Source organism: Paenibacillus chitinolyticus NBRC 15660, assembly GCF_000739915.1.
Classification (GTDB): domain Bacteria; phylum Bacillota; class Bacilli; order Paenibacillales; family NBRC-103111; genus Paenibacillus_F; species Paenibacillus_F chitinolyticus.
In genome coordinates this window covers 72,271-90,064 of sequence record NZ_BBJT01000005.1, presented here as the reverse complement: position 1 = coordinate 90,064, position 17,794 = coordinate 72,271, and the positions used below count along the sequence as shown (strand labels likewise).

The 17,794-nt window shown below is 57.3% G+C and carries 18 protein-coding genes; 15 read left to right on the top strand and 3 right to left on the bottom strand.

Annotated features, from left to right (window positions below; genetic code table 11):
• From PCH01S_RS13645 to PCH01S_RS13620, 6 genes are all read left to right on the top strand, one after another.
• Positions 1–705, top strand: a complete 705-nt coding sequence (locus tag PCH01S_RS13645) for a site-2 protease family protein (protein ID WP_042230137.1) — start codon at positions 1–3, stop codon at positions 703–705.
• 179 nt (positions 706–884) lie between these two features.
• Positions 885–1,703, top strand: a complete 819-nt coding sequence (locus PCH01S_RS13640; RefSeq protein ID WP_042230135.1) for a 16S rRNA (uracil(1498)-N(3))-methyltransferase — start codon at positions 885–887, stop codon at positions 1,701–1,703.
• A 4-nt stretch (positions 1,704–1,707) separates the two neighbouring features.
• Positions 1,708–3,069: a tRNA (N(6)-L-threonylcarbamoyladenosine(37)-C(2))-methylthiotransferase MtaB gene (mtaB, locus tag PCH01S_RS13635; RefSeq protein ID WP_042230134.1), complete on the top strand. Its 1,362-nt coding sequence runs from the start codon at positions 1,708–1,710 to the stop codon at positions 3,067–3,069.
• Between the two features lie 303 nt (positions 3,070–3,372).
• Positions 3,373–4,590 (top strand): LLM class flavin-dependent oxidoreductase, encoded by a 1,218-nt coding sequence (locus PCH01S_RS13630; RefSeq protein ID WP_042230132.1) that lies wholly within the window; start codon positions 3,373–3,375, stop codon positions 4,588–4,590.
• Between the two features lie 55 nt (positions 4,591–4,645).
• On the top strand, positions 4,646–5,719 hold the full coding sequence (locus tag PCH01S_RS13625) for an aliphatic sulfonate ABC transporter substrate-binding protein (RefSeq protein ID WP_084706597.1): 1,074 nt from the start codon (positions 4,646–4,648) through the stop codon (positions 5,717–5,719).
• Positions 5,720–5,957: 238 nt separating this feature from the next.
• On the top strand, positions 5,958–8,417 hold the full coding sequence (locus tag PCH01S_RS13620; RefSeq protein WP_042230131.1) for a transglycosylase domain-containing protein: 2,460 nt from the start codon (positions 5,958–5,960) through the stop codon (positions 8,415–8,417).
• Positions 8,418–8,609: 192 nt separating this feature from the next.
• On the opposite strand, the gene PCH01S_RS13615 is transcribed toward PCH01S_RS13620, so the two are convergent.
• Positions 8,610–9,587, bottom strand: a complete 978-nt coding sequence (locus tag PCH01S_RS13615; protein ID WP_042230129.1) for a peptidoglycan-binding protein — start codon at positions 9,585–9,587, stop codon at positions 8,610–8,612.
• Positions 9,588–9,863: 276 nt separating this feature from the next.
• Between PCH01S_RS13615 and PCH01S_RS13610 the strand changes: the two genes are divergently transcribed.
• Positions 9,864–10,307 carry an NUDIX hydrolase gene (locus tag PCH01S_RS13610; RefSeq protein ID WP_042230126.1) on the top strand — a complete coding sequence of 148 codons (444 nt, stop codon included), beginning with the start codon at positions 9,864–9,866 and terminating at the stop codon, positions 10,305–10,307.
• The gene (gene deoC, locus PCH01S_RS13605; RefSeq protein ID WP_042230124.1) at positions 10,304–10,981 is read left to right on the top strand and encodes a deoxyribose-phosphate aldolase; all 678 of its coding nucleotides are present in this window, start codon (positions 10,304–10,306) and stop codon (positions 10,979–10,981) included. Before PCH01S_RS13610 ends, deoC begins: the two co-directional genes overlap by 4 nt.
• On the opposite strand, the gene PCH01S_RS13600 is transcribed toward deoC, so the two are convergent.
• Positions 10,947–12,215: a Na/Pi cotransporter family protein gene (locus PCH01S_RS13600; RefSeq protein WP_042230121.1), complete on the bottom strand. Its 1,269-nt coding sequence runs from the start codon at positions 12,213–12,215 to the stop codon at positions 10,947–10,949. The genes deoC and PCH01S_RS13600 overlap by 35 nt on opposite strands.
• Before the next feature lie 162 nt (positions 12,216–12,377).
• Between PCH01S_RS13600 and PCH01S_RS13595 the strand changes: the two genes are divergently transcribed.
• The 4 genes from PCH01S_RS13595 (at position 12,378) to PCH01S_RS13580 (ending at position 15,279) form a co-directional block, all read left to right on the top strand.
• Complete coding sequence (locus tag PCH01S_RS13595) at positions 12,378–13,742, top strand: class I SAM-dependent rRNA methyltransferase (RefSeq protein ID WP_042230119.1); 1,365 nt, start codon at positions 12,378–12,380, stop codon at positions 13,740–13,742.
• 100 nt (positions 13,743–13,842) lie between these two features.
• Complete coding sequence (locus tag PCH01S_RS13590) at positions 13,843–14,376, top strand: DinB family protein (protein WP_042230117.1); 534 nt, start codon at positions 13,843–13,845, stop codon at positions 14,374–14,376.
• Positions 14,377–14,499: 123 nt separating this feature from the next.
• The gene (locus tag PCH01S_RS13585) at positions 14,500–14,949 is read left to right on the top strand and encodes a NucA/NucB deoxyribonuclease domain-containing protein (RefSeq protein ID WP_129112529.1); all 450 of its coding nucleotides are present in this window, start codon (positions 14,500–14,502) and stop codon (positions 14,947–14,949) included.
• Between the two features lie 54 nt (positions 14,950–15,003).
• Positions 15,004–15,279, top strand: a complete 276-nt coding sequence (locus PCH01S_RS13580; protein ID WP_042230113.1) for a hypothetical protein — start codon at positions 15,004–15,006, stop codon at positions 15,277–15,279.
• 67 nt (positions 15,280–15,346) lie between these two features.
• On the opposite strand, the gene PCH01S_RS13575 is transcribed toward PCH01S_RS13580, so the two are convergent.
• Complete coding sequence (locus PCH01S_RS13575; protein ID WP_042230110.1) at positions 15,347–15,700, bottom strand: hypothetical protein; 354 nt, start codon at positions 15,698–15,700, stop codon at positions 15,347–15,349.
• Between the two features lie 122 nt (positions 15,701–15,822).
• Between PCH01S_RS13575 and PCH01S_RS13570 the strand changes: the two genes are divergently transcribed.
• The 3 genes from PCH01S_RS13570 to PCH01S_RS13560 all read left to right on the top strand — a co-directional run bounded on the left by PCH01S_RS13570 (position 15,823) and on the right by PCH01S_RS13560 (position 17,684).
• On the top strand, positions 15,823–16,746 hold the full coding sequence (locus PCH01S_RS13570; protein ID WP_042230108.1) for an AEC family transporter: 924 nt from the start codon (positions 15,823–15,825) through the stop codon (positions 16,744–16,746).
• Between the two features lie 23 nt (positions 16,747–16,769).
• Entirely contained in the window at positions 16,770–17,243 is a 474-nt protein-coding gene (locus PCH01S_RS13565) for a GNAT family N-acetyltransferase (RefSeq protein WP_042230106.1), read from the top strand.
• Between the two features lie 216 nt (positions 17,244–17,459).
• Positions 17,460–17,684 (top strand): spore germination protein, encoded by a 225-nt coding sequence (locus PCH01S_RS13560; RefSeq protein WP_042230104.1) that lies wholly within the window; start codon positions 17,460–17,462, stop codon positions 17,682–17,684.
• The last annotated feature ends 110 nt before the right edge of the window (positions 17,685–17,794 follow it).

Here is a 17,794-nt window from a genome sequence, read left to right as displayed (position 1 = left end):
ATGGGGGATTTCAACGCCATTTTACAGCTGCTGCCGTTCACGCTGCTCGTGCTCATCATCGCCTTTACGGTGCATGAGTTCGCGCACGCCTACTCGGCTTACAAATTCGGGGACCCTACCGCTTACAAGGAGGGCCGGGTGACGCTGAATCCCCGCGTCCATCTCGATGTGCTGGGGACGCTGCTGTTCGTCATCGCCGGGTTCGGCTGGGCGAAGCCCGTTCCCGTCCGGCGCTCGAATTTCAAAAAGCCCCGCCTTATGGGCGTCATCGTCAGCTTCGCCGGGCCTTTCAGCAATCTGGTGCTCGGTTTTCTCGGGCTTATCGTATTCTATGTGCTGCTGAATTACACGGGAATCGTGGGCTGGTCCGCCGGCGTTCAGAAGGCTGTGCTTATTTTTATGATTCTGTTCGTGAAAATGAACGTGCTGCTGTTCATCTTGAACTTGCTTCCGGTTCCTCCGCTCGACGGATACCGGATTTTGGAGGATGTGCTCCCGGTCGCCGGGCGCGAAAAGCTCAGGCAATATGAGCAGTGGGGGATGCTTGTCCTGCTGCTGGTTGCGTTTGTCCCGCCGTTGTACCGGGTGACGCTGGGGCCGATTTTCTCGCTGCAGTACGATATCATTTACGCGTTTAACGATCTGATCGGTTCACTGTTCGGCCAGCGGCTGCCCATCGACCAGTTTTTCAGACTGATCCGATAAAAGGGCGCCGCGCTGTTCTCACGGAGGGGACAGGCCTATCTCATAAATGGCGCAGAAGGCCGGGCAGCCCCGGCCGGTTTTGTGAAAATTTGTGCCAGCGGTAGCTTTTGAGACCAGAACATTGTAAGATGAAATGTACGCGATTTTTAGCATTTTCGACAAAGAAAAGAGTGGCCGCAATGCAAAGATATTTCATTCCAGCCGGAGATTTCGGCGCGGATTCCGTCGCGATTACAGGCGACGATGCCCATCATCTCGTGCGCGTCATGCGTGCCGAAGAGGGCGACCGCTGCATTTGCAGCGACGGCGTCAGCCGTGAAGCGATCGTTGAAATTACGGCGGTCGACAAAAACCGCGTCGAAGCGAAAATCGTCGAGACGCTGGAAATGAGCGCGGAGCCTGCCGTCGAGGTATGGATCGCGCAAAGTCTGCCGAAGGGCGACAAAATGGAGACGGTCATCCAGAAGGGGACCGAAATCGGAGCCGCGCGTTTTCTGCCGTTCGTGTCCGAACGGACCGTCGTCCAGTACGATGCGAAGAAAGAAGCCAAGCGCGCCGAGCGCTGGAATAAAATAGCCAAGGAAGCGGCGGAACAGGCGCACCGGAACCGGATTCCGGTCATCGAGCCCGTGCTTTCGTGGAAAGCTCTTTTGAAGCTGGTTTCCGAAGCCGCCGACGGAGCCTGGATCTGCTACGAGAAAGAAGACGGATTCGGCATCGGAACGGCGATCCGCCGTTATTTCGGATCACGGGACAGCCGGACGGACGAAATCGGAGCTTCGCGGACAGCGGGTGCGGACAGCGCAGCGGACGGAAAGCCGTCGAAGCTGCTGCTTCTTGTAGGCCCCGAAGGCGGATTCACCGAGCAGGAGATCCGCGAGGCCGAGGCTGCGGGCTGCGTGTCCGTGTCGCTCGGACGGAGAATTTTACGCACGGAGACGGCCGCTATGGTCGGGCTTGCGTGCATCCTATACGAATCCGGAGAGATGGGAGGATAACTTCATGTCAACTGTGGCATTTCACACCTTGGGGTGTAAAGTTAATTTTTACGATACCGAAGCGATCTGGCAGAAGTTCAAAGGCGAAGGGTATGAACAGGTCGATTTTGAACAGACGGCGGACGTTTACGTGATTAATACGTGTACCGTTACGAATACCGGCGACAAGAAAAGCCGCCAAATGATCCGCCGCGCCGTGCGTCGCAATCCGGAGGCCATCGTGGCCGTGACGGGCTGCTACGCGCAGACTTCGCCGGCCGAAATCATGGCGATTCCGGGCGTCGATCTCGTCATCGGGACGCAGGACCGCGACAAAATCATTTCCCTGGTGAAGCAGTTCCAACAGGAGCGCCAGCCGATCAACGCCGTGCGCAATATCATGAAAACGCGCCAGTTCGAGGAACTGGACGTACCGGATTTTGCCGACCGCACCCGCGCGTTTCTGAAAATCCAGGAAGGCTGCAACAATTTCTGCACCTTCTGCATCATTCCGTGGTCGCGCGGCCTTATGCGCAGCCGGGAGCCGGAGAGCGTAGTCAAGCAGGCGCACATGCTCGTTGACGCGGGCTACAAAGAAATCGTGCTGACGGGCATTCACACCGGCGGCTACGGTGAAGATATGGAAGATTACAGCTTGGCCCGCCTATTGTGGGATCTGGACAAGGTAGACGGTTTGAACCGGATCCGGATCTCCTCGATCGAAGCGAGCCAGATTACGGACGAAGTACTGGAAGTGCTCGGCGCCTCCGATAAAATGTGCCGTCATCTGCACATTCCGCTCCAGGCCGGCAACGACCAGGTTCTGGCACGGATGCGCCGCAAATATACGACCGCCGAATACGGCCGTAAAATCGAGCTGATCCATAAAGCGCTGCCGGGCGCGGCCATCACGACGGACATCATCGTCGGCTTCCCGGGCGAAACGGACGAAATGTTCCGCGAAGGCTATGCCTTTATGGAACAGATGAAGTTCGCCGAAATGCACGTATTCCCGTATTCCAAACGGACGGGAACGCCCGCCGCGCGGATGCTGGACCAAATCGACGAAGAGATCAAGAACGCACGCGTTCACGAGCTGATCGATTTGTCGGAGAGAATGCAGTTGGAGTACGCCAAGCAATATGTGGGCAAACAGCTGGAAGTCATTCCGGAGCGCGCCTACAAAGGTGCCGCCGAAGACAGCGGCCTGCTGATGGGCTACAGCGACAACTATATACAGATGGTATTCGAGGCGCCGGAAGAGATGATCGGCCGGGTATGTACGGTCGAAGTGCAGGAAGCCGGCGTGAACGAATCCAAAGGCAAGCTGATCCGCGTGGCGGAGGAGCAGTCCGCGGCCGCAAACCGGATCAAAGCGATTGTCTGATAAACGTTTTATAGCGGGTTGACAGACCCTGGGCACGGTGTTAAGATGGGGTACAATTCCATTGATTTCCATCTACCGGACAGCCGGAGACATAAGCGAGAGCTTATTGTTTCCGGCTTTTTTGCGTAGCCAAAAGGAGTGAAGCGTACGGGCCGCGGGAAGAAGAGGCGGCGTTTTTTAAGGATGGGGGGTGTGAATGAGGAAGGTTGTCTAGTGGCTATGCATACTTTTTAATCCGACTAAAAACATGTGAAAAGTTTAATATTCGGTGTGTGAAATACGAACATGAAGGAGCGTGGGAGCATGGGAAACGCAGTTTCGGAAGTGGAATTCGGCTGGTTTATTCCGACCACGGGTGACGGCAAATATATCGGAGTCGAGCCGGAAAGGGAATCATCCGCCGACTATATGATTCAAGTGGCGCAAACGGCGGAGGAAGCGGGCTTTACGTTCGCCCTTATTCCCACAGGCGGATCGTGCCTGGATGCCTGGATTGTCGGCTCCATCGTCGCTTCGCATACGAAGACGCTCAAGCCTCTGGTGGCAATGAGGCCGGGGCTGATCGCGCCCGTGCTTGCCGCCAGAATGGCCGCCACGCTCGACGTCCTGTCCGGCGGCCGGGCTCTGATCAACGTCGTAACGGGCGGATCTCCGTCCGACTTGTCGGCTGCGGGAGATCCGCTCGCCGGCGATCATGACGAGCGGTATGTGCGCACCCGGGAATTTCTGCATATCGTCCGCAGCGTGTGGACGCGTTCGAACGATGGCGGGGAGAAATTTCTCGCCGGCGGCGGGTACAAGTACGGCGATTCGGAGAAGGTCGAATTCAGCGGGAAGTATTACCGGCTCGAAGGAGGAGCGGCACTGCCTCTGCCCGTGCAAAAGCCTTATCCCCCTCTTTATTTCGGGGGCAGCTCCGAAGCCGGGAAGCGGACGGCCGTCGAAACCTCGGACGTCTACCTGATGTGGGCGGAGCCGCTTGCCTGGATACGGGAGCAGATCCGGGAAGTGGAGGAGATCCGGGCCGAAGTGAAGGCGTCCACCGGGAAAGAGCGCGAGCTCCGCTACGGGCTGCGTGCGCAGGTGGTCGTCCGTGAAACGGAGGAGGAAGCCTGGAAAGACGCGTGGGAGATTATTTCCAAAGTGGACGACAGCGCGATCGAATGGTCCAGCCACCGTTTTAAGGAAACGGATGCGACCAATCAGCAGAGACAGAACTCGCTGCGAGAAAGCTCCCGGGCAAACGGATATGTGATCGGCCCGAATTTGTGGGCGGGCATTTCCATCGTGCGCGGGGGCGGCGCCATGACGTTCGTCGGCAGCGCCGAGCAGGTGGCGGACCGGCTGCTGGAATTTACGGCTATCGGCATTTCTTCGTTTATTCTTTCGGGATATCCGAATCTGGAAGAAGCCCGGATTACGGGAGATTTGCTGCTGCCGGTTTTCAAAAGAAAGCTGGCGGAGCGCGGAGCCGCAGTGGACCTTGCTTTTTCAGGGCATGGGGAGAAGATTGAGGCGTAGGCTGACTCGGGGTGGCCGCACAAGAGACTCGAACCGGAACGAAAGGGGAGAAAGAATGAAAGCTGCACATGAAACGGTTCCGGCGGCGGATGAGAGAAGACGTGGTTACTGGCGGGCGATACCTTTTGCGCTCCTGATGACTCTGCTGCTTTCGGGCTGCATCGGCAGAGGGGAGCAAGCTATAACGGAAGGGGCGGCCCCCGCCGGACAAAGCGGGAAAGACAAAGTGACGGTGAGCATCGGAATCCAGCAGAGCCTGGGACCGCTGCTGATCGCCCGGGAGAAGAAATGGTTCGAGGAAGCATTCGCGAAAGCGGGGGCGGAGGTCAAGTGGCAGGAGTTTCAGAGCGGTCCTCCCCATTTCGAGTCCATTACGGCCGGACGGCTCGACTTCGGGATCGTCGGAAACGGGCCTGTCATTGCCGCCCAGGCAGGCAAGGTGGAGTTTAAAGAAATCGCCGTAAGCGGCGACGGGAAGAAAGGGAACGCGATTCTCGTTCCGAAAGGCAGTCCGCTCCAAACGGTGCGGGATCTCAAAGGCAAAAAAATCGCCGTGGCCAAAGGCAGCAGCGGCTGGATTTTTCTGTACAGGGCAATCGTCCAAGCCGGTTTAAAGCCCGACGACATCAAAATCGTCCAGTTACAGCCGGATGAGGCGAGGCCCGCATTCCAGACGGGGGCGGTGGATGCCTGGGCGGTCTGGGAGCCGTTTATAACGAGCGAAGTCGTGACGGGAGGCGCATCGGTACTGGCGGACGGAAAGCAGCTCGATCTGCTCGGGCCGGGCTTTATCGTTGCGCGAAGCGAGTTTACCCGGGAACACCCGGAGTTGACGGTGCTTTTCCTGAAAACGTACGAGGAAGCCAGGCTGTGGCTGACGGAACATCGGGAGGAGGCGGTCGGCATCTTGGCCAAGGCCAAAAAGCTGGACCCCGAGATCGTGCGGAAAGTGCTGAGCAATCTCGAAGCGCTGAACGCGGTCATTACGCCGGAATTTGTGGAGGCTCAGCAGTCGACAGCGGATTTTATGCTCTTGCAGGACGCGATCAAGCAGAAAATCGACGTGACCAAGGTGGTGGATAATTCTTTCATCGAGCAGGCGCTGAAACAGGCTGCGGCAGGAAAATAAGCGGCAGGCGGAGCGCAAGGCGCGCCAAAACGGGTTGGCTGCGCAAGTTTCCGGAGAGCGGCCGCACACTTTTTTATCGGATAGGAAAATAGAGAAAAAAGAAGCTGCGGATCGGCTGCCTATAGAGGCGGAGGTCCGTTTTTTCATGGGCAAAAACGCGCCGTGTGTTTAAAACCTGTTTTCCCGGTGGTAATAGGTAGCAGACATGTTACATACACAGCTGGATGGAGGGGGACGCATGGCCGACACCGAGCAGACGGATAAGCCCGGAAAAAAAGATCGAACGACATCGAAGAAGAAGAGAACAGCGCGTAAAATCGCCGGTTTTGTCGTTCTGGGAGCATTAGTCGTTGTACTTGGTGCAGGAGCGTGGGCAGCGAAGACGGGAATCGAGATGTACCGGCAGACGGATCTTTCGAAGCTGGCGCAGGAGCCGCCGATGCCGCTGCGGATTTACGATGTGAACAAGGAGCTGATCACGGAGCTGACCAATTCCAGAATGGAATATGTTCCGTATTCGGCGTTTCCGAAAGTGCTTACGAATGCGATTGTTGCGGTGGAGGATTCCCGGTTTTACGAACATGACGGGATTGATTACAAGGGGCTGAGCCGCGCGTTGTTTACAAATGTGAAAAACGGGGAGGTTGTGCAGGGAGGGAGTACGATTACCCAGCAGCTTGCCAAAGTGAAGCTTTTCAGCTCGGAGCAGACGCTTGAGCGCAAAATCAATGAAGCGGTGGCCGCGCTTAAAATCGAAAACAATTACGGCAAAGAGCAGATTCTGGAGCTGTATCTCAATTATATTTACTACGGGCGCGGCGCCTGGGGGATCGAGCGGGCTTCGCAGATCTATTTCGGCAAAAGGACACAGGAGCTTACGCTGGCGGAGGCGGCGCTGCTTGCGGGGCTGCCCAAGTCGCCGAATGCGTATTCTCCGCTTAACAATCCCGATAAAGCGAAAGAGCGCCGGGACCTCGTGCTCGGCATGATGGCGTCGCAAGGGAAAATTACGGCCGCGGAACGCGACCTTGCCCAGAACGAACCCATTAAGCTAACGGAGAATACGTCTCTTTCGGCAAGCAACAAGTACCCCACTTACGTGGATTATGTCATTCAGGAGACGCTGGATAAAACGAAAATGTCCGAGCAGGAAATTTTATCGGCGGGGCTGGAAATTTACACGAACCTGGACCCGAAAGTCCAGGATGCGGCGGAAACCGTCTACCGGGACAAGAAAAACTTCCCCGGGGACAAAGGCGGGCTGCAGAGTTCCGTCGTCGTCCTGGATGCGAAGACCGGCGCGGTGAAAGGCCTGGTCGGCTCCCGCAGCGAAACGAAGGAGTTCCGTGCGTTTAATTACGCGTCGCAGCTACAGCGCCAGCCGGGCTCGACGATCAAGCCCGTGGTCGTGTACACGCCGGCGCTGCTGGCCGGCTTCAAGCCCGGCGATCTGATCAACGATGTGGAAACGGAATTCGCCGGAGGCTACAAGCCGAACAATTACGGCCATCGGTTCCACGGCTGGGTGACGATGGAGGAAGCGCTGGCCCAGTCCTATAATGTGCCCGCCGTGGCGATGATGAAGGAAGTGGGCGTCGAGAAGGCGCTGGCCTTCGGACGCAAAGCGGGTCTTCCGCTGGAAGATGACGACCGGGTTTACGGCCTTGCCCTTGGCGGCATGAAATACGGCACTTCCCCGCTAGTCATGGCGCAAGCTTACACGATGTATGCGAATGGCGGCAGCCTGGCTCACGCTTACGCGGTCACGCAGGTGAAAGACCGAAACGGCAACGTCATCCTGGAGCAGCAAACGAAAACGGAGCGGGTGATCGATGGCGATACGGCCTACACGATGTCGGAGATGCTCCAGAAGGTTATCACGGAGGGATCGGGCCGCAACGCAAGGCTTAACCGCGATGTGGCGGGCAAAACGGGAACGACGCAGCTTCCCGATGTGGCCGAGTTCCGCACTTCATCCGGGGGCGTTATCGATGGCTCCAAGGATGCGTGGTTTGTCGGCTATACGCCGGAACTGGTGACGGCCGTGTGGGTCGGTTACCCGGTGACGAACCGCGAGCATTACCTGACGACAGGCGGCGATAAGCTTCCGGCCGCCATTTTCCAGAAAATCATGAGTCAGGCGCTCAAGGGACAGCCGGTCACCGCATTCAAAGCTCCCCGAGGCTACCGCCTTGCCGGAGGAAAAATCCAGCGGATCAACGGGGAGAACGGCAAAGCCTACGCCGCCGTCGATTCCGGAGAGCGCCGAAGCGGAAGCCGCACGCGGACGGAGGATTCTACGGCCGGGGAAACACCCGCGACTCCGCCGCCATCGCCGCCGTCGCAAACGCCGGCGGATGGGACGGACACCGCTCCCGGAGGGAAAGAGACCCCGGCGGCGGGCACCGGAAGCCCGCCGCCTAAGGACGGGACGGGAAGCGTGAAGCCTCCCGTCGCGGGCAAAGAGCCGCCGGAAGGCACAGAGAAGCCTTCCGGGGAGGCGACCCCGCCGCCATCGCCGGGAGTAAAGCCGCCGAAGGGCGAGACTGCGCCTACGGCCTCCACGCAACCGACTTCGAAGCCTCCGGCGGCGAAGCAGGAGGAGGGAGGCGCTGTGGGGGCCGGGGTGAGCGCCTCCCGGCAGAGCCCCGTTCCTTCGTCATCGCCGGCCGGTGAAGGTGCAGCGGTCGGCAACTGAACCGGCGGGTGCTTGGGCGGAGACGGGGAAGGGACGCGTGCGTCCCGGTTCGGACCCGCACGAAAAGCTTGCCGGAAAACGAGAACGAACACCGGGGAGCTTAAGAAGAACGGCAAACTTGGAAAAGCCCGCTCACCTTTATAGGGAGCGGGCTTTTTTTATAAATAAATAGGAATCATATGAGTCCGAAAATTACTGTCTTAATTTAGACCAGGTAGCGGAACCGACGATTCCGTCCGAAGTAAGCGAGTTAGCCGTCTGGAATTTCTTCACGGCCGTATCCGTTCCGCTGCCGAAAATTCCGTCGGCCGTGACCGTGTATCCTTTTTTGGTCAACAGACGCTGAAGAACTTTCACTTCGTCGCCGGAGCTGCCCGAGCGGAGGACGGTCGTGGTGGTGGAAAGCGTGTCCAGCTTGGCGTTGGTTGCTACGCCTACGATTCCGTCGGAAACCAGGGCGTGCGCGGACTGGAACTGTTTCACCGCGGTATCCGTGCCGCTGCCGAAGATGCCGTCCGTGGAGACCGTGTAGCCGACTTTGTTAAGCTGCTGCTGCAGTTCCGTTACTTCCGGACCTTGGTCTCCGAGCCTCAGCACGCCGTCGTCCGGTGTCGTGGAGCCGCCGGCAACAATATGGTGAACGCCGTCGGTCGTCGGAAGCGGGAAGCTGAGGCCGGCCTGCGCCGCCACGTCTTTCAGCTGGCTGTTGACGAACGTTCTGCCGTTCAGGGCGTTGCCCGCCGAGTCCTTTACGATGGCGTCGAATGCGATGCCGCGAGTGTGCGGAGCGGTATTGCTGGGCTTCGCGACTTCCGTGCCGAGTCCGTGCGCCGCTTTTTCCGCCGCCACGCAGGACGATTTGGAAGCATTCTGTACGATTTCATACAAATGCCGCTGATACTGGTACGGACGGTAAGCCGAGTTGAAGGTGATCGTCCAGTTTTTCTGCTTCAGCAGGCTGACGTACTTGTCCCGTTTTTGAATCAGGACGGGGTCTACATTGTCCCAGATTACTTTCTCTCCGTTTTCCATTCTGATTGCGAGAGGGTCCGTCATATTGGACAAATACCCTCCACACGTCTCGGTTGCGGATGCGGAGTTGGCTATCATCAGGGAAGAGAACATGAGGCCCGTACATGTGACTGCGATCATTGATTTTTTACCTAACATAAGTTACCTCCTGTAAAATCTAAATTTGGGCAACATACCCATATATAATTAAACAAAATAAAATATTTTTAAGCAATATATTCCAGATTAAGATTTTATAAACATAATTTTAAAAGCATCTTATCTAAAGAAAGTCTCTAAATTTTCCACTAACCGGAAAGCCTCGAAATCTCGCACAAAAAAAGAAGCGCAGCCGCCTTCTTTCCGTTGCTTGTCTCCCTGTTTATTCGTTAGAATGTAAAGAATGACCCCGGCACAGGCCGGAGGCTGGAAAGGATGGTTCCGATGAAGGAGATTTCGGGAGGCGGCGTAGTGTTCCGCAAACAGGAGGAACGCACGGAGGTGCAGCTGATTCAGGACCGTTTCGGGAAAATGACGCTGCCCAAAGGAAAGATGGAGCCGGGCGAAACGATAGAGGAGACGGCGCTGCGGGAAATCGCGGAGGAGACGGGCATTGCGGGCCGGATCGTGGAACCGCTGGATGTGATCTCGTACCGTTACGAGCATCCGGAGCATGGCACCGTGGAGAAGGAAGTTCATTATTATCTGGTGGAAGCGGTCGGCGGCGATCTGCAGGCTCAAATAGAAGAAATCAGCGGAGTGGAATGGATGAGTCCGGAAACCGCTTGGAAGAAGCAGGCGGAATCGGGATACGATAACAACGACGGGGTTGTGCTTGCGGCTTTGCAAAAACTCGGATACGAGGTGAAGCTCGTATGACAGGGATTAGCGATCTGGCGTCTTATATCGATCATACGCTCTTAAAGCCGGAAGCGCAGAGCAGCGCTATCCGTAAGCTTTGCGGAGAAGCGAAGGAGTTCGGCTTCTACAGCGTGTGTGTGAACAGCGGATGGGTGCCCCTGTGCAGAGAGGAGCTTCAGGGCACCGCGGTGAAAGTATGCGCGGTTGTCGGTTTTCCTCTCGGCGCGTCTTTGCCGGAGGTCAAAGCTTTCGAAGCGGCAAAAGCGGCGGAGTCCGGAGCGGAAGAGATTGATATGGTTCTGGCGGTGGGCAGCCTTCTGGAAGGAAACGCCGAAGCGGTGAGGGGCGATATCCGGCAAGTCGTGGATGCCGTGAAAGGCCGGGCGATCGTGAAGGTGATTCTGGAGACGGGATTTCTGAGCGACGAGCAGATTGTACTTGCCTGCCGTCTTGCCGAAGAAGCCGGCGCCGCTTTCGTGAAAACTTCTACCGGATTCGGACCTGGAGGAGCGACTGCCGAGCACGTGCGTCTCATGCGGCAATCCGTATCCGCAGCCGTTCGTGTCAAAGCTTCCGGCGGTGTCCGCGATCTGGAAACGGCCCGCAGCATGATAGAAGCCGGAGCGCAGCGTCTGGGCATGAGCTCCGGCGTCGCTCTCATGTCCGGGGCTGCAGGTTCTTCTTCCTACTGAAAGGGAGATAGCAGAACGGCAGCGCAATCAGTGAACTGGCCACGTTAAAAAGAGTCTGGGCGCGGGCGATTTGCGCCGACGGATCGGCGCTCATCCAGGACGAGACCTCTTGAAGCAGGCCGATCAGCGGGAAGAAGAGCACCGTGCCTCCTACGTTGAGCAAAATATGCGACCAGGCTACGAACACGCCCGCCCGCGTGCCCCCGATGCTGGCGAGCCAGGCGGTTACGCACGTCCCGACGTTGGAGCCCAGGGTGACGGCGATGCCGAGTTCAGGCGATATGACCCCGCTTGCCGCAAAGCCCATGGCCATCACGATGACCGCGCTGGAGCTGTGGATCAGAGCGGCGACGGCCGCGCCGGCGATGACGCCCCACAGCAGGCTGACCCGGGCCTGCTCGAGAAACCAGGCGAACAGGCCCTGATGCTGGAGGGCCGGACCGATGCTCTGCATGATCCGGATGCCGATCAGCACGAGGGCGAAGCCGGCCGCGGCCAGCGCGGCATAGCGGACGGCGTGCAGCCAGCCGCGCCCGGCGGGCGGCTCCTGCGCAGGGCCTTGGTCGCCGGCCGGCCTCGAATCCGGACGGACAACATCATGCGCGTGGGAGGAACCGGGCGTCTCCGAGCGCACCGGCGGCCAGGCGCGGTCCGGGGCCGGGCGAGAACCGGCTGCGAGGCCTCCGTCTGTACGCGCAGAGCCTGCAGGCCGTCCCTCCCGGGTACCGCCGCTTCGCAAAGCCGGCGCCGGACTACCGGCAGGGCCCGTCTTTGCGTCGCCGGAAGCGGAGCCCCCGGGCCTGTTTCCGGCGACGGCTGCCCCGCCCGCGCCCGCTTGGCGACGGCCGGGACCCGGCATCCAGCTGGCGAGCCACACGGCGCTGGACGCCAGCAGCAGAGGCAGCGCGGCTGCGCCGAGGTTCAGCCCGATCAGCTCGGTCGTCAGGCACGTGCCGATGTTCGTGCCGAGAATGATGCCGAGCGTTCTCGGGAAAGTCAGGACGCCGGCGTTGACCAGGCCGATCGAGATCACCGTGACGGCGCTGCTGCTTTGGAGCAGCGCCGTCAGCGCGGTTCCGGTGACGAGGCCGTGGGCCGGCGTCCGGGTGGCGGTTTCGAGAAACCGGTATATATGGGGACCGGCCAGCTGGTTTAAGGCCAGCTCCATCATTTTCATCCCGAATAAGAAGACAGACAGCCCTGCGAGTAGGGGGAGAGCCAGTGATAGCCACATAGGTCCTGCTCCTTTAATCATATTCCGCGTAGAACGGGGTTGTCTTAGCAGTATATGAGCGGGCGGCGGAGGGCATGACAAGCACCCCGCCCGCCCCGATTGATTTGATGTGCTTCCCGTCCAGGCAGGACGGGGGTTTTGGCAGGAGGAAGGAGCCTTACAATGGCAGCAATCGTCTTACAGAAAAAAAGAAAAAAACGGCTTGAACAGGGCCATCCCTGGATTTTCGCAAGCGAAATCGAACGCGTGGAAGGCGAGCCCGTTCCCGGACAGGTCGTGGAAGTGCGGACCCATGCGGGGCAGCCGCTCGCGTCGGCTTACTACAATCCGAAGTCCCAGATTACCGGACGGGTAGTCAGTTATAAACCGCTTGAAGCGATGACGAAGGAGTTTTTTGTCGAGCGTTTCGGGCGCTGCGCCAGACACCGGGCGCGGTTTTTGCACGATTCGGATTCTTACCGTCTCGTGTACGGGGAAGCGGATTTTCTGCCCGGGCTTACCGTCGATAAATTTGCGGACGTCCTTGTGGTGCAGATTTTGACGCTCGGCATGGATGTGTGCCGGGAAGCGATTACGGCGGCTTTGGTGGAAGTGTTCGCGCCGCAGGGCATTTACGAGCGCAGCGACGTGCCGGTGAGAGAGCTGGAGGGTCTGACGCAGACCACGGGTGCGCTTTACGGGGAATGTCCGCGTTACGTCCGCATTCTCGAGAACGGTCTTCATATCGAAGTCGATATCGAGCAGGGACAGAAGACGGGCTATTTCTTCGACCAGAGGGAAAACCGCGCGGCAACCGAGCCGCTTATGAAGGGCTGGGGAGCCGAAAGCGGCATCGCCGTCCGTGAGGTGGACCACGAGGGGCGGATGCAGCGGCTGCCGGTTAACGCGAACGGCAAAGTCGTCACGTTTCCGTACTGGGACGGGGCCACGGTGCTCGAATGTTTCTCGCATACCGGCAGCTTCACGCTGCATGCGTGCAAATACGGGGCGAAGAAAGTGACCTGCCTGGACATTTCCGAGCATGCGGTGGAGAGCGCCCGTACGAACGTCAAGCTGAACGGATTCGAAGACCGGGTCGAGTTCGTCGTGGCGGACGCTTTCGAATACCTGCGCAGACAGGTGAAGGGAGTCGAGGAACGGCGCCAGAGATCGCTGGCCGGACAAGGCGCGAAGGTCGATACCTCCAAACCGGTCGGAGAAGGACGGACGTGGGACGTTGTCATTCTCGATCCGCCGGCCTTTGCGAAGACGCGCAGCGCCGTCGAGGGCGCCTGCCGCGGCTACAAGGACATTAACCTGCACGGGATGAAGCTGGTCAACGAAGGCGGCTATCTGGTGACGGCTTCCTGCTCGTACCACATGGCGCCGGAGCTGTTCCTGGAGACTGTCCATGCGGCCGCCGTCGATGCCGGGAAGATACTCCGGCTGGTCGAATTCCGCGCCGCGGGCAAAGATCATCCGCGCCTGCTCGGGGTCGACGAAGGAAATTATCTGAAGTTTGCCATCTTTGAAGTACGGAGCCGCTGACCGCGGTCTCCGGCTTTTTTTATTCCGGTATGCGGCATGGTACAATAAAAGGAAAAGCATACAGACGAGCGGAACAACGCGAGACCCGGAGGGGATTAGTTTGGTAACCTTTAAAGATATTGTGCCTTATATGGATAATGTGCGCCGCCAGCTTACGGAAGTTCTGAATTCGTTCGGCCCGGACGAAAAGCAGCTCCGCGAGAAGCCGGACGGCTGGAATGTGACCGAAGTGGTGGAGCATCTGGCGAAGCTGGAAGGAATGATCCTGTATCAGCTTAAGCAGGTTGTGGGCCAAACGCCGGCCGGACCTTCCGAGCCGCTGGACGAGAAGGCGACGGACGTGATGGGCATTCTGCAAGCCAGCGGAATTATCGGCCGGAAGATCGAGGCTCCGGACCCGGCCCGGCCTACGGGCGCCTCATCTTACGAAGAAGCGCTGCAAATGCTGGATGAAGTGCGAGCGGCGACGAAGGCGCTCATCCCGAAGCTGGCCGAACGGAACACCAACGATCTTCTGTTTCCGCATCCGGCGGGTTTTGAAATGAACGCCGCCCAGTGGGCGCATTTTATCGCCATCCACGAGACGGTCCACGTCAATCAGCTCAAAAGAATCCGCGCAGCCAACCGCCGATAAGCGGCGGCTGACGGGATTAAACCGCGCGGGGCGAAGCCCTGCGGCGGTTTTTTTGCGTCCGGAAAGCGCGTTTGTATGATACAATGGCAAGGATAGCCACTACATAGAATACGGATGGACACCATGAACAAAAAACGAAAGAAGAACAAGAAAACGGCCTCGATTTTTCTTTTTCTGCTGATTGTACTCGTCTCGGTCGTCGCTAAAAGCCTCGGATTGTTCGACGGCGAGACGGGCAAGAGCACTTCTGCCGACCAGACGATCTATTTCCCGAGCGACAAGTATCCCGAAACCGCTAAGCACATCAAAGACGCGATTGCAAAAGGAGCTTCGTCCGTCTGCACGATCGACCGGAAGGGAGCCGAGGAGAACCGCAGGCAGTCCCTGGCCGGTGTCGCGACCAAAAAAAATTACGACCGCGACGAATGGCCGATGGCGATGTGCGCGGAAGGCGGCAAGGGAGCGGATATCGCTTACATCAAACCTTCGGACAACCGGGGGGCCGGATCTTGGATCGGCAATCAGCTAGATAAACTTCCCGATGGAACGCGGGTCGAGATCGTGGTAAAGTGAAGAGTCGGAACATCATTGACGGATTTTAATTTGCACACAGGGGAGTTAATGAAGATGGGTAAAAGAAAGAACGCAGATAGCGAGTCGCTGGACAAGTTGGATTACCGGGTTAAGGTCCTTTTGAAAGAATGGGCCGGACTAAGCGGCTTTTACGGATATAAATCCATGAGCCTGGACGAGATTTTAGAGCTGGTGAATACGGACGGCTGGGAAACGAAAGTCGATAAATCCGACCCTTCGGTCAGAAGAGTGGTTATGGTCAAAGAAGATACCGTCCGGAAGGCGAAATTTTTTCTCGATGAAAAGGGAAGAGCGCTTAAGGCCGACTAAAAACAGCGAAAACAAAAAAACAACCACTGAGAAACGATCAGTGGTTGCTGCGTTTTCACGTGCCTGTTTAAAATGAGGGATAAAGACTGACGGGACCCAAGCTGCCGTAACTGCCTGGGAACTCTCCTTTAATAACGTACGTTCCCGGGGATAAGTAACCTACGGAAAATTCTACCGGGCTTGCCACGGCCGGACCGATAGCTACGTTTTTGGAGTAGAGGGGGCTCAACTGTCCGTTCGGGCTCTTCGAATAAACCGTTATCTGGACGACCTCGTTCGTTGTGCTCCACAGTCCTATGCTCGCTTTGTGCGGCGCGGCCTGGCTGACGTACAGGTCTTGGGAGACGGCCGTATAGGCTGCCGATGCGTTGGCGGAAAAAGCGAAAAAAGCGGCAAAGATCAGGACGACGATTCTTTTCATTCGTTTACCTCCTTTCTCACTTATAAGGGAACCGATTTCGATTGTTCTTGTCTATTTTACCATATATAGGTTTGGTTGTCTGATTTTTCTTTCCCGACTAACTGACGAGAAGTGATGAAAGCATGACCTATTTTATACATATCTTTCTCAACAATATCGTGCCGCTGGCGGTAATGATTCTGATCGGTGCGGCGATGTTCCGTGCGTTCCGCCTGGATATCAAGACGTTGTCGAAGTTGAATTTTTACGTATTTGCTCCTGCGCTTGTTTTCGTCAAGCTGTACGAATCGGAGTTATCCGTGGCGATTCTCGGTCAGGTGCTTTTGTTCTTCCTGCTGTTTTTCACGGCCATTTCCGTGATGACCGAATTGTTCGTGCGCATCCGCAGGTACAAGGGCGGAATGAAAGGAGCCATGCGCAACAGCATCATTTTTTACAACAGCGCCAATTACGCGATTCCGCTCAATCAGATGGTATTTGTCGGGGATGCGTTAACCTTGTCCGTGCAGATGATCGTGATGATGATGCAGAATCTGCTGCCCAATACGCTCGGTGTTTACAACGTTAACGCCCATAAGAGCAGTTGGAAAGAAATATTGAAAACGGTCGCTTACCTGCCGACGATTTACATGATTCCGCTCGCCTTCGTTCTGCGGCATTATCAGATTGCGGTGCCCCAGCCGCTTAGTATTCCGCTGCACTATATCGCGGACGGCTTTATGGCGACGGCTCTGCTCACCCTGGGTGTCCAGCTCGGCGGCATGAAGTGGGCCTTCCGGTTCTCCGACGTGCTCTGGTCGAATTTCCTGCGGCTGTGCATGGGTCCGCTGATCGGTTTGGGCGTCGTCTGGCTGCTGGGGCTTCATGGCGTGATGGCGCAAGCGCTTGTCTTGTCCTGCGCCGTGCCGACCTCCCTCAGCAGTGTTCTGCTGGCGGTCGAGTACGACAACGAGCCGGAGTTTTCTTCGCAGGCCGTGTTTATGTCTACCGTACTCAGAATGTTTACGGTCACGCTTGTCATTTACCTCCTGCCTTACATCGGGTAAACGGGATAGGCCCTATACACAGAATGTTATGGAATGATTCGGACTACAAATGGAGGGATTTCCATGCTCAAAAAATAAAATCGCAAACGGATCAGGAAAAAATCAGGGAACTGCTGGGCTATGCCGTGTTTCCGGACCCTGAATCCGTGGAAGAAGCGGTGAGGTTCTACGGGCAGGCACCCGGGCGCGAGCTGTACGGATACGAATCGGAAGGAGACCTTATCGGGCTGGTCGGCTTTTCGACGGATGCGGAAGGGACTCTGACGATCCACCACTTGGTCGTGGATCCGGAGTGCAGGGGGGCCGGTTACGGCCGGGGACAGATCCTGGAGCTGATCCAGCTGAAAAAGCCCCGGGAAATCGTGGCGGAGACGGACGAGGACGCCGTCGATTTTTACCGCAGCATCGGCTTTACGGTAAGTTCGCTGGGAGAGAAATACCCCGGCACGGAAAGATTCGTCTGCCGCTACGAGGCAGAGCCGAAAGAGGAAGAGTAAGCGGAAGCGTTCCTTACTGGTAACGGGACGCGTGTCTGCGTATCTCCCGGCAAACGTGATGAGAAGGGCGGTCTTCGGACCGCCTTTTTTGGTGCGAAAAAAAACCTATCCGCCAAAGCGCCTCTCCATCCGGAAGGGAATAAAGCGGGAAAGTGACACTTGGGCCCTCTTATACATAGAATGAAACACGGTCAGTCTGGTTTGGAGGGGGTTCGGATGGTGGGTTCAATTATCGGGAATATCAAAATCAACAGTGTCTCTAACAGTTCCAACGTTCAAATCGGAAATGCCGCTTTTATCGTAATGTCAAGCAACAACAAAATGAGCGGCGGAGCCGCATCGTTTTCGCCGGGCGACAGCTTCGGAGGTATAAGCAACAACCCTAACAGCATAACGAACGAACCGGAAATCAATCAAGGGACGCGGGCTTTGAACGGCTAAAATTGAAAATAGTCCCATGCCCTCCGCTTGCCTCCCCTCTCGCAACTTATGTTACAATAGAGCGATAGAGAACATAGATTCCCCACGGGGACAAGTAACATGGCGAAAGG

Excerpts from the sequence above, each read along its gene's own strand:
- PCH01S_RS13640 (WP_042230135.1), top strand. The coding sequence starts at position 885 with ATGCAAAGATATTTCATTCCAGCCGGAGATTTCGGCGCGGATTCCGTC.
- PCH01S_RS13575 (WP_042230110.1), bottom strand. The coding sequence starts at position 15,700 with ATGAAAAGAATCGTCGTCCTGATCTTTGCCGCTTTTTTCGCTTTTTCC.
- PCH01S_RS13560 (WP_042230104.1), top strand. The coding sequence starts at position 17,460 with ATGGTGGGTTCAATTATCGGGAATATCAAAATCAACAGTGTCTCTAAC.
- PCH01S_RS13625 (WP_084706597.1), top strand. The coding sequence starts at position 4,646 with ATGAAAGCTGCACATGAAACGGTTCCGGCGGCGGATGAGAGAAGACGT.
- PCH01S_RS13570 (WP_042230108.1), top strand. The coding sequence starts at position 15,823 with ATGACCTATTTTATACATATCTTTCTCAACAATATCGTGCCGCTGGCG.
- PCH01S_RS13585 (WP_129112529.1), top strand. The coding sequence starts at position 14,500 with ATGAACAAAAAACGAAAGAAGAACAAGAAAACGGCCTCGATTTTTCTT.
- deoC (WP_042230124.1), top strand. The coding sequence starts at position 10,304 with ATGACAGGGATTAGCGATCTGGCGTCTTATATCGATCATACGCTCTTA.
- PCH01S_RS13620 (WP_042230131.1), top strand. The coding sequence starts at position 5,958 with ATGGCCGACACCGAGCAGACGGATAAGCCCGGAAAAAAAGATCGAACG.
- PCH01S_RS13595 (WP_042230119.1), top strand. The coding sequence starts at position 12,378 with ATGGCAGCAATCGTCTTACAGAAAAAAAGAAAAAAACGGCTTGAACAG.
- PCH01S_RS13600 (WP_042230121.1), bottom strand. The coding sequence starts at position 12,215 with ATGTGGCTATCACTGGCTCTCCCCCTACTCGCAGGGCTGTCTGTCTTC.
- PCH01S_RS13645 (WP_042230137.1), top strand. The coding sequence starts at position 1 with ATGGGGGATTTCAACGCCATTTTACAGCTGCTGCCGTTCACGCTGCTC.
- PCH01S_RS13615 (WP_042230129.1), bottom strand. The coding sequence starts at position 9,587 with ATGTTAGGTAAAAAATCAATGATCGCAGTCACATGTACGGGCCTCATG.
- PCH01S_RS13580 (WP_042230113.1), top strand. The coding sequence starts at position 15,004 with ATGGGTAAAAGAAAGAACGCAGATAGCGAGTCGCTGGACAAGTTGGAT.
- PCH01S_RS13565 (WP_042230106.1), top strand. The coding sequence starts at position 16,770 with ATGTTATGGAATGATTCGGACTACAAATGGAGGGATTTCCATGCTCAA.
- PCH01S_RS13610 (WP_042230126.1), top strand. The coding sequence starts at position 9,864 with ATGGTTCCGATGAAGGAGATTTCGGGAGGCGGCGTAGTGTTCCGCAAA.
- mtaB (WP_042230134.1), top strand. The coding sequence starts at position 1,708 with ATGTCAACTGTGGCATTTCACACCTTGGGGTGTAAAGTTAATTTTTAC.
- PCH01S_RS13630 (WP_042230132.1), top strand. The coding sequence starts at position 3,373 with ATGGGAAACGCAGTTTCGGAAGTGGAATTCGGCTGGTTTATTCCGACC.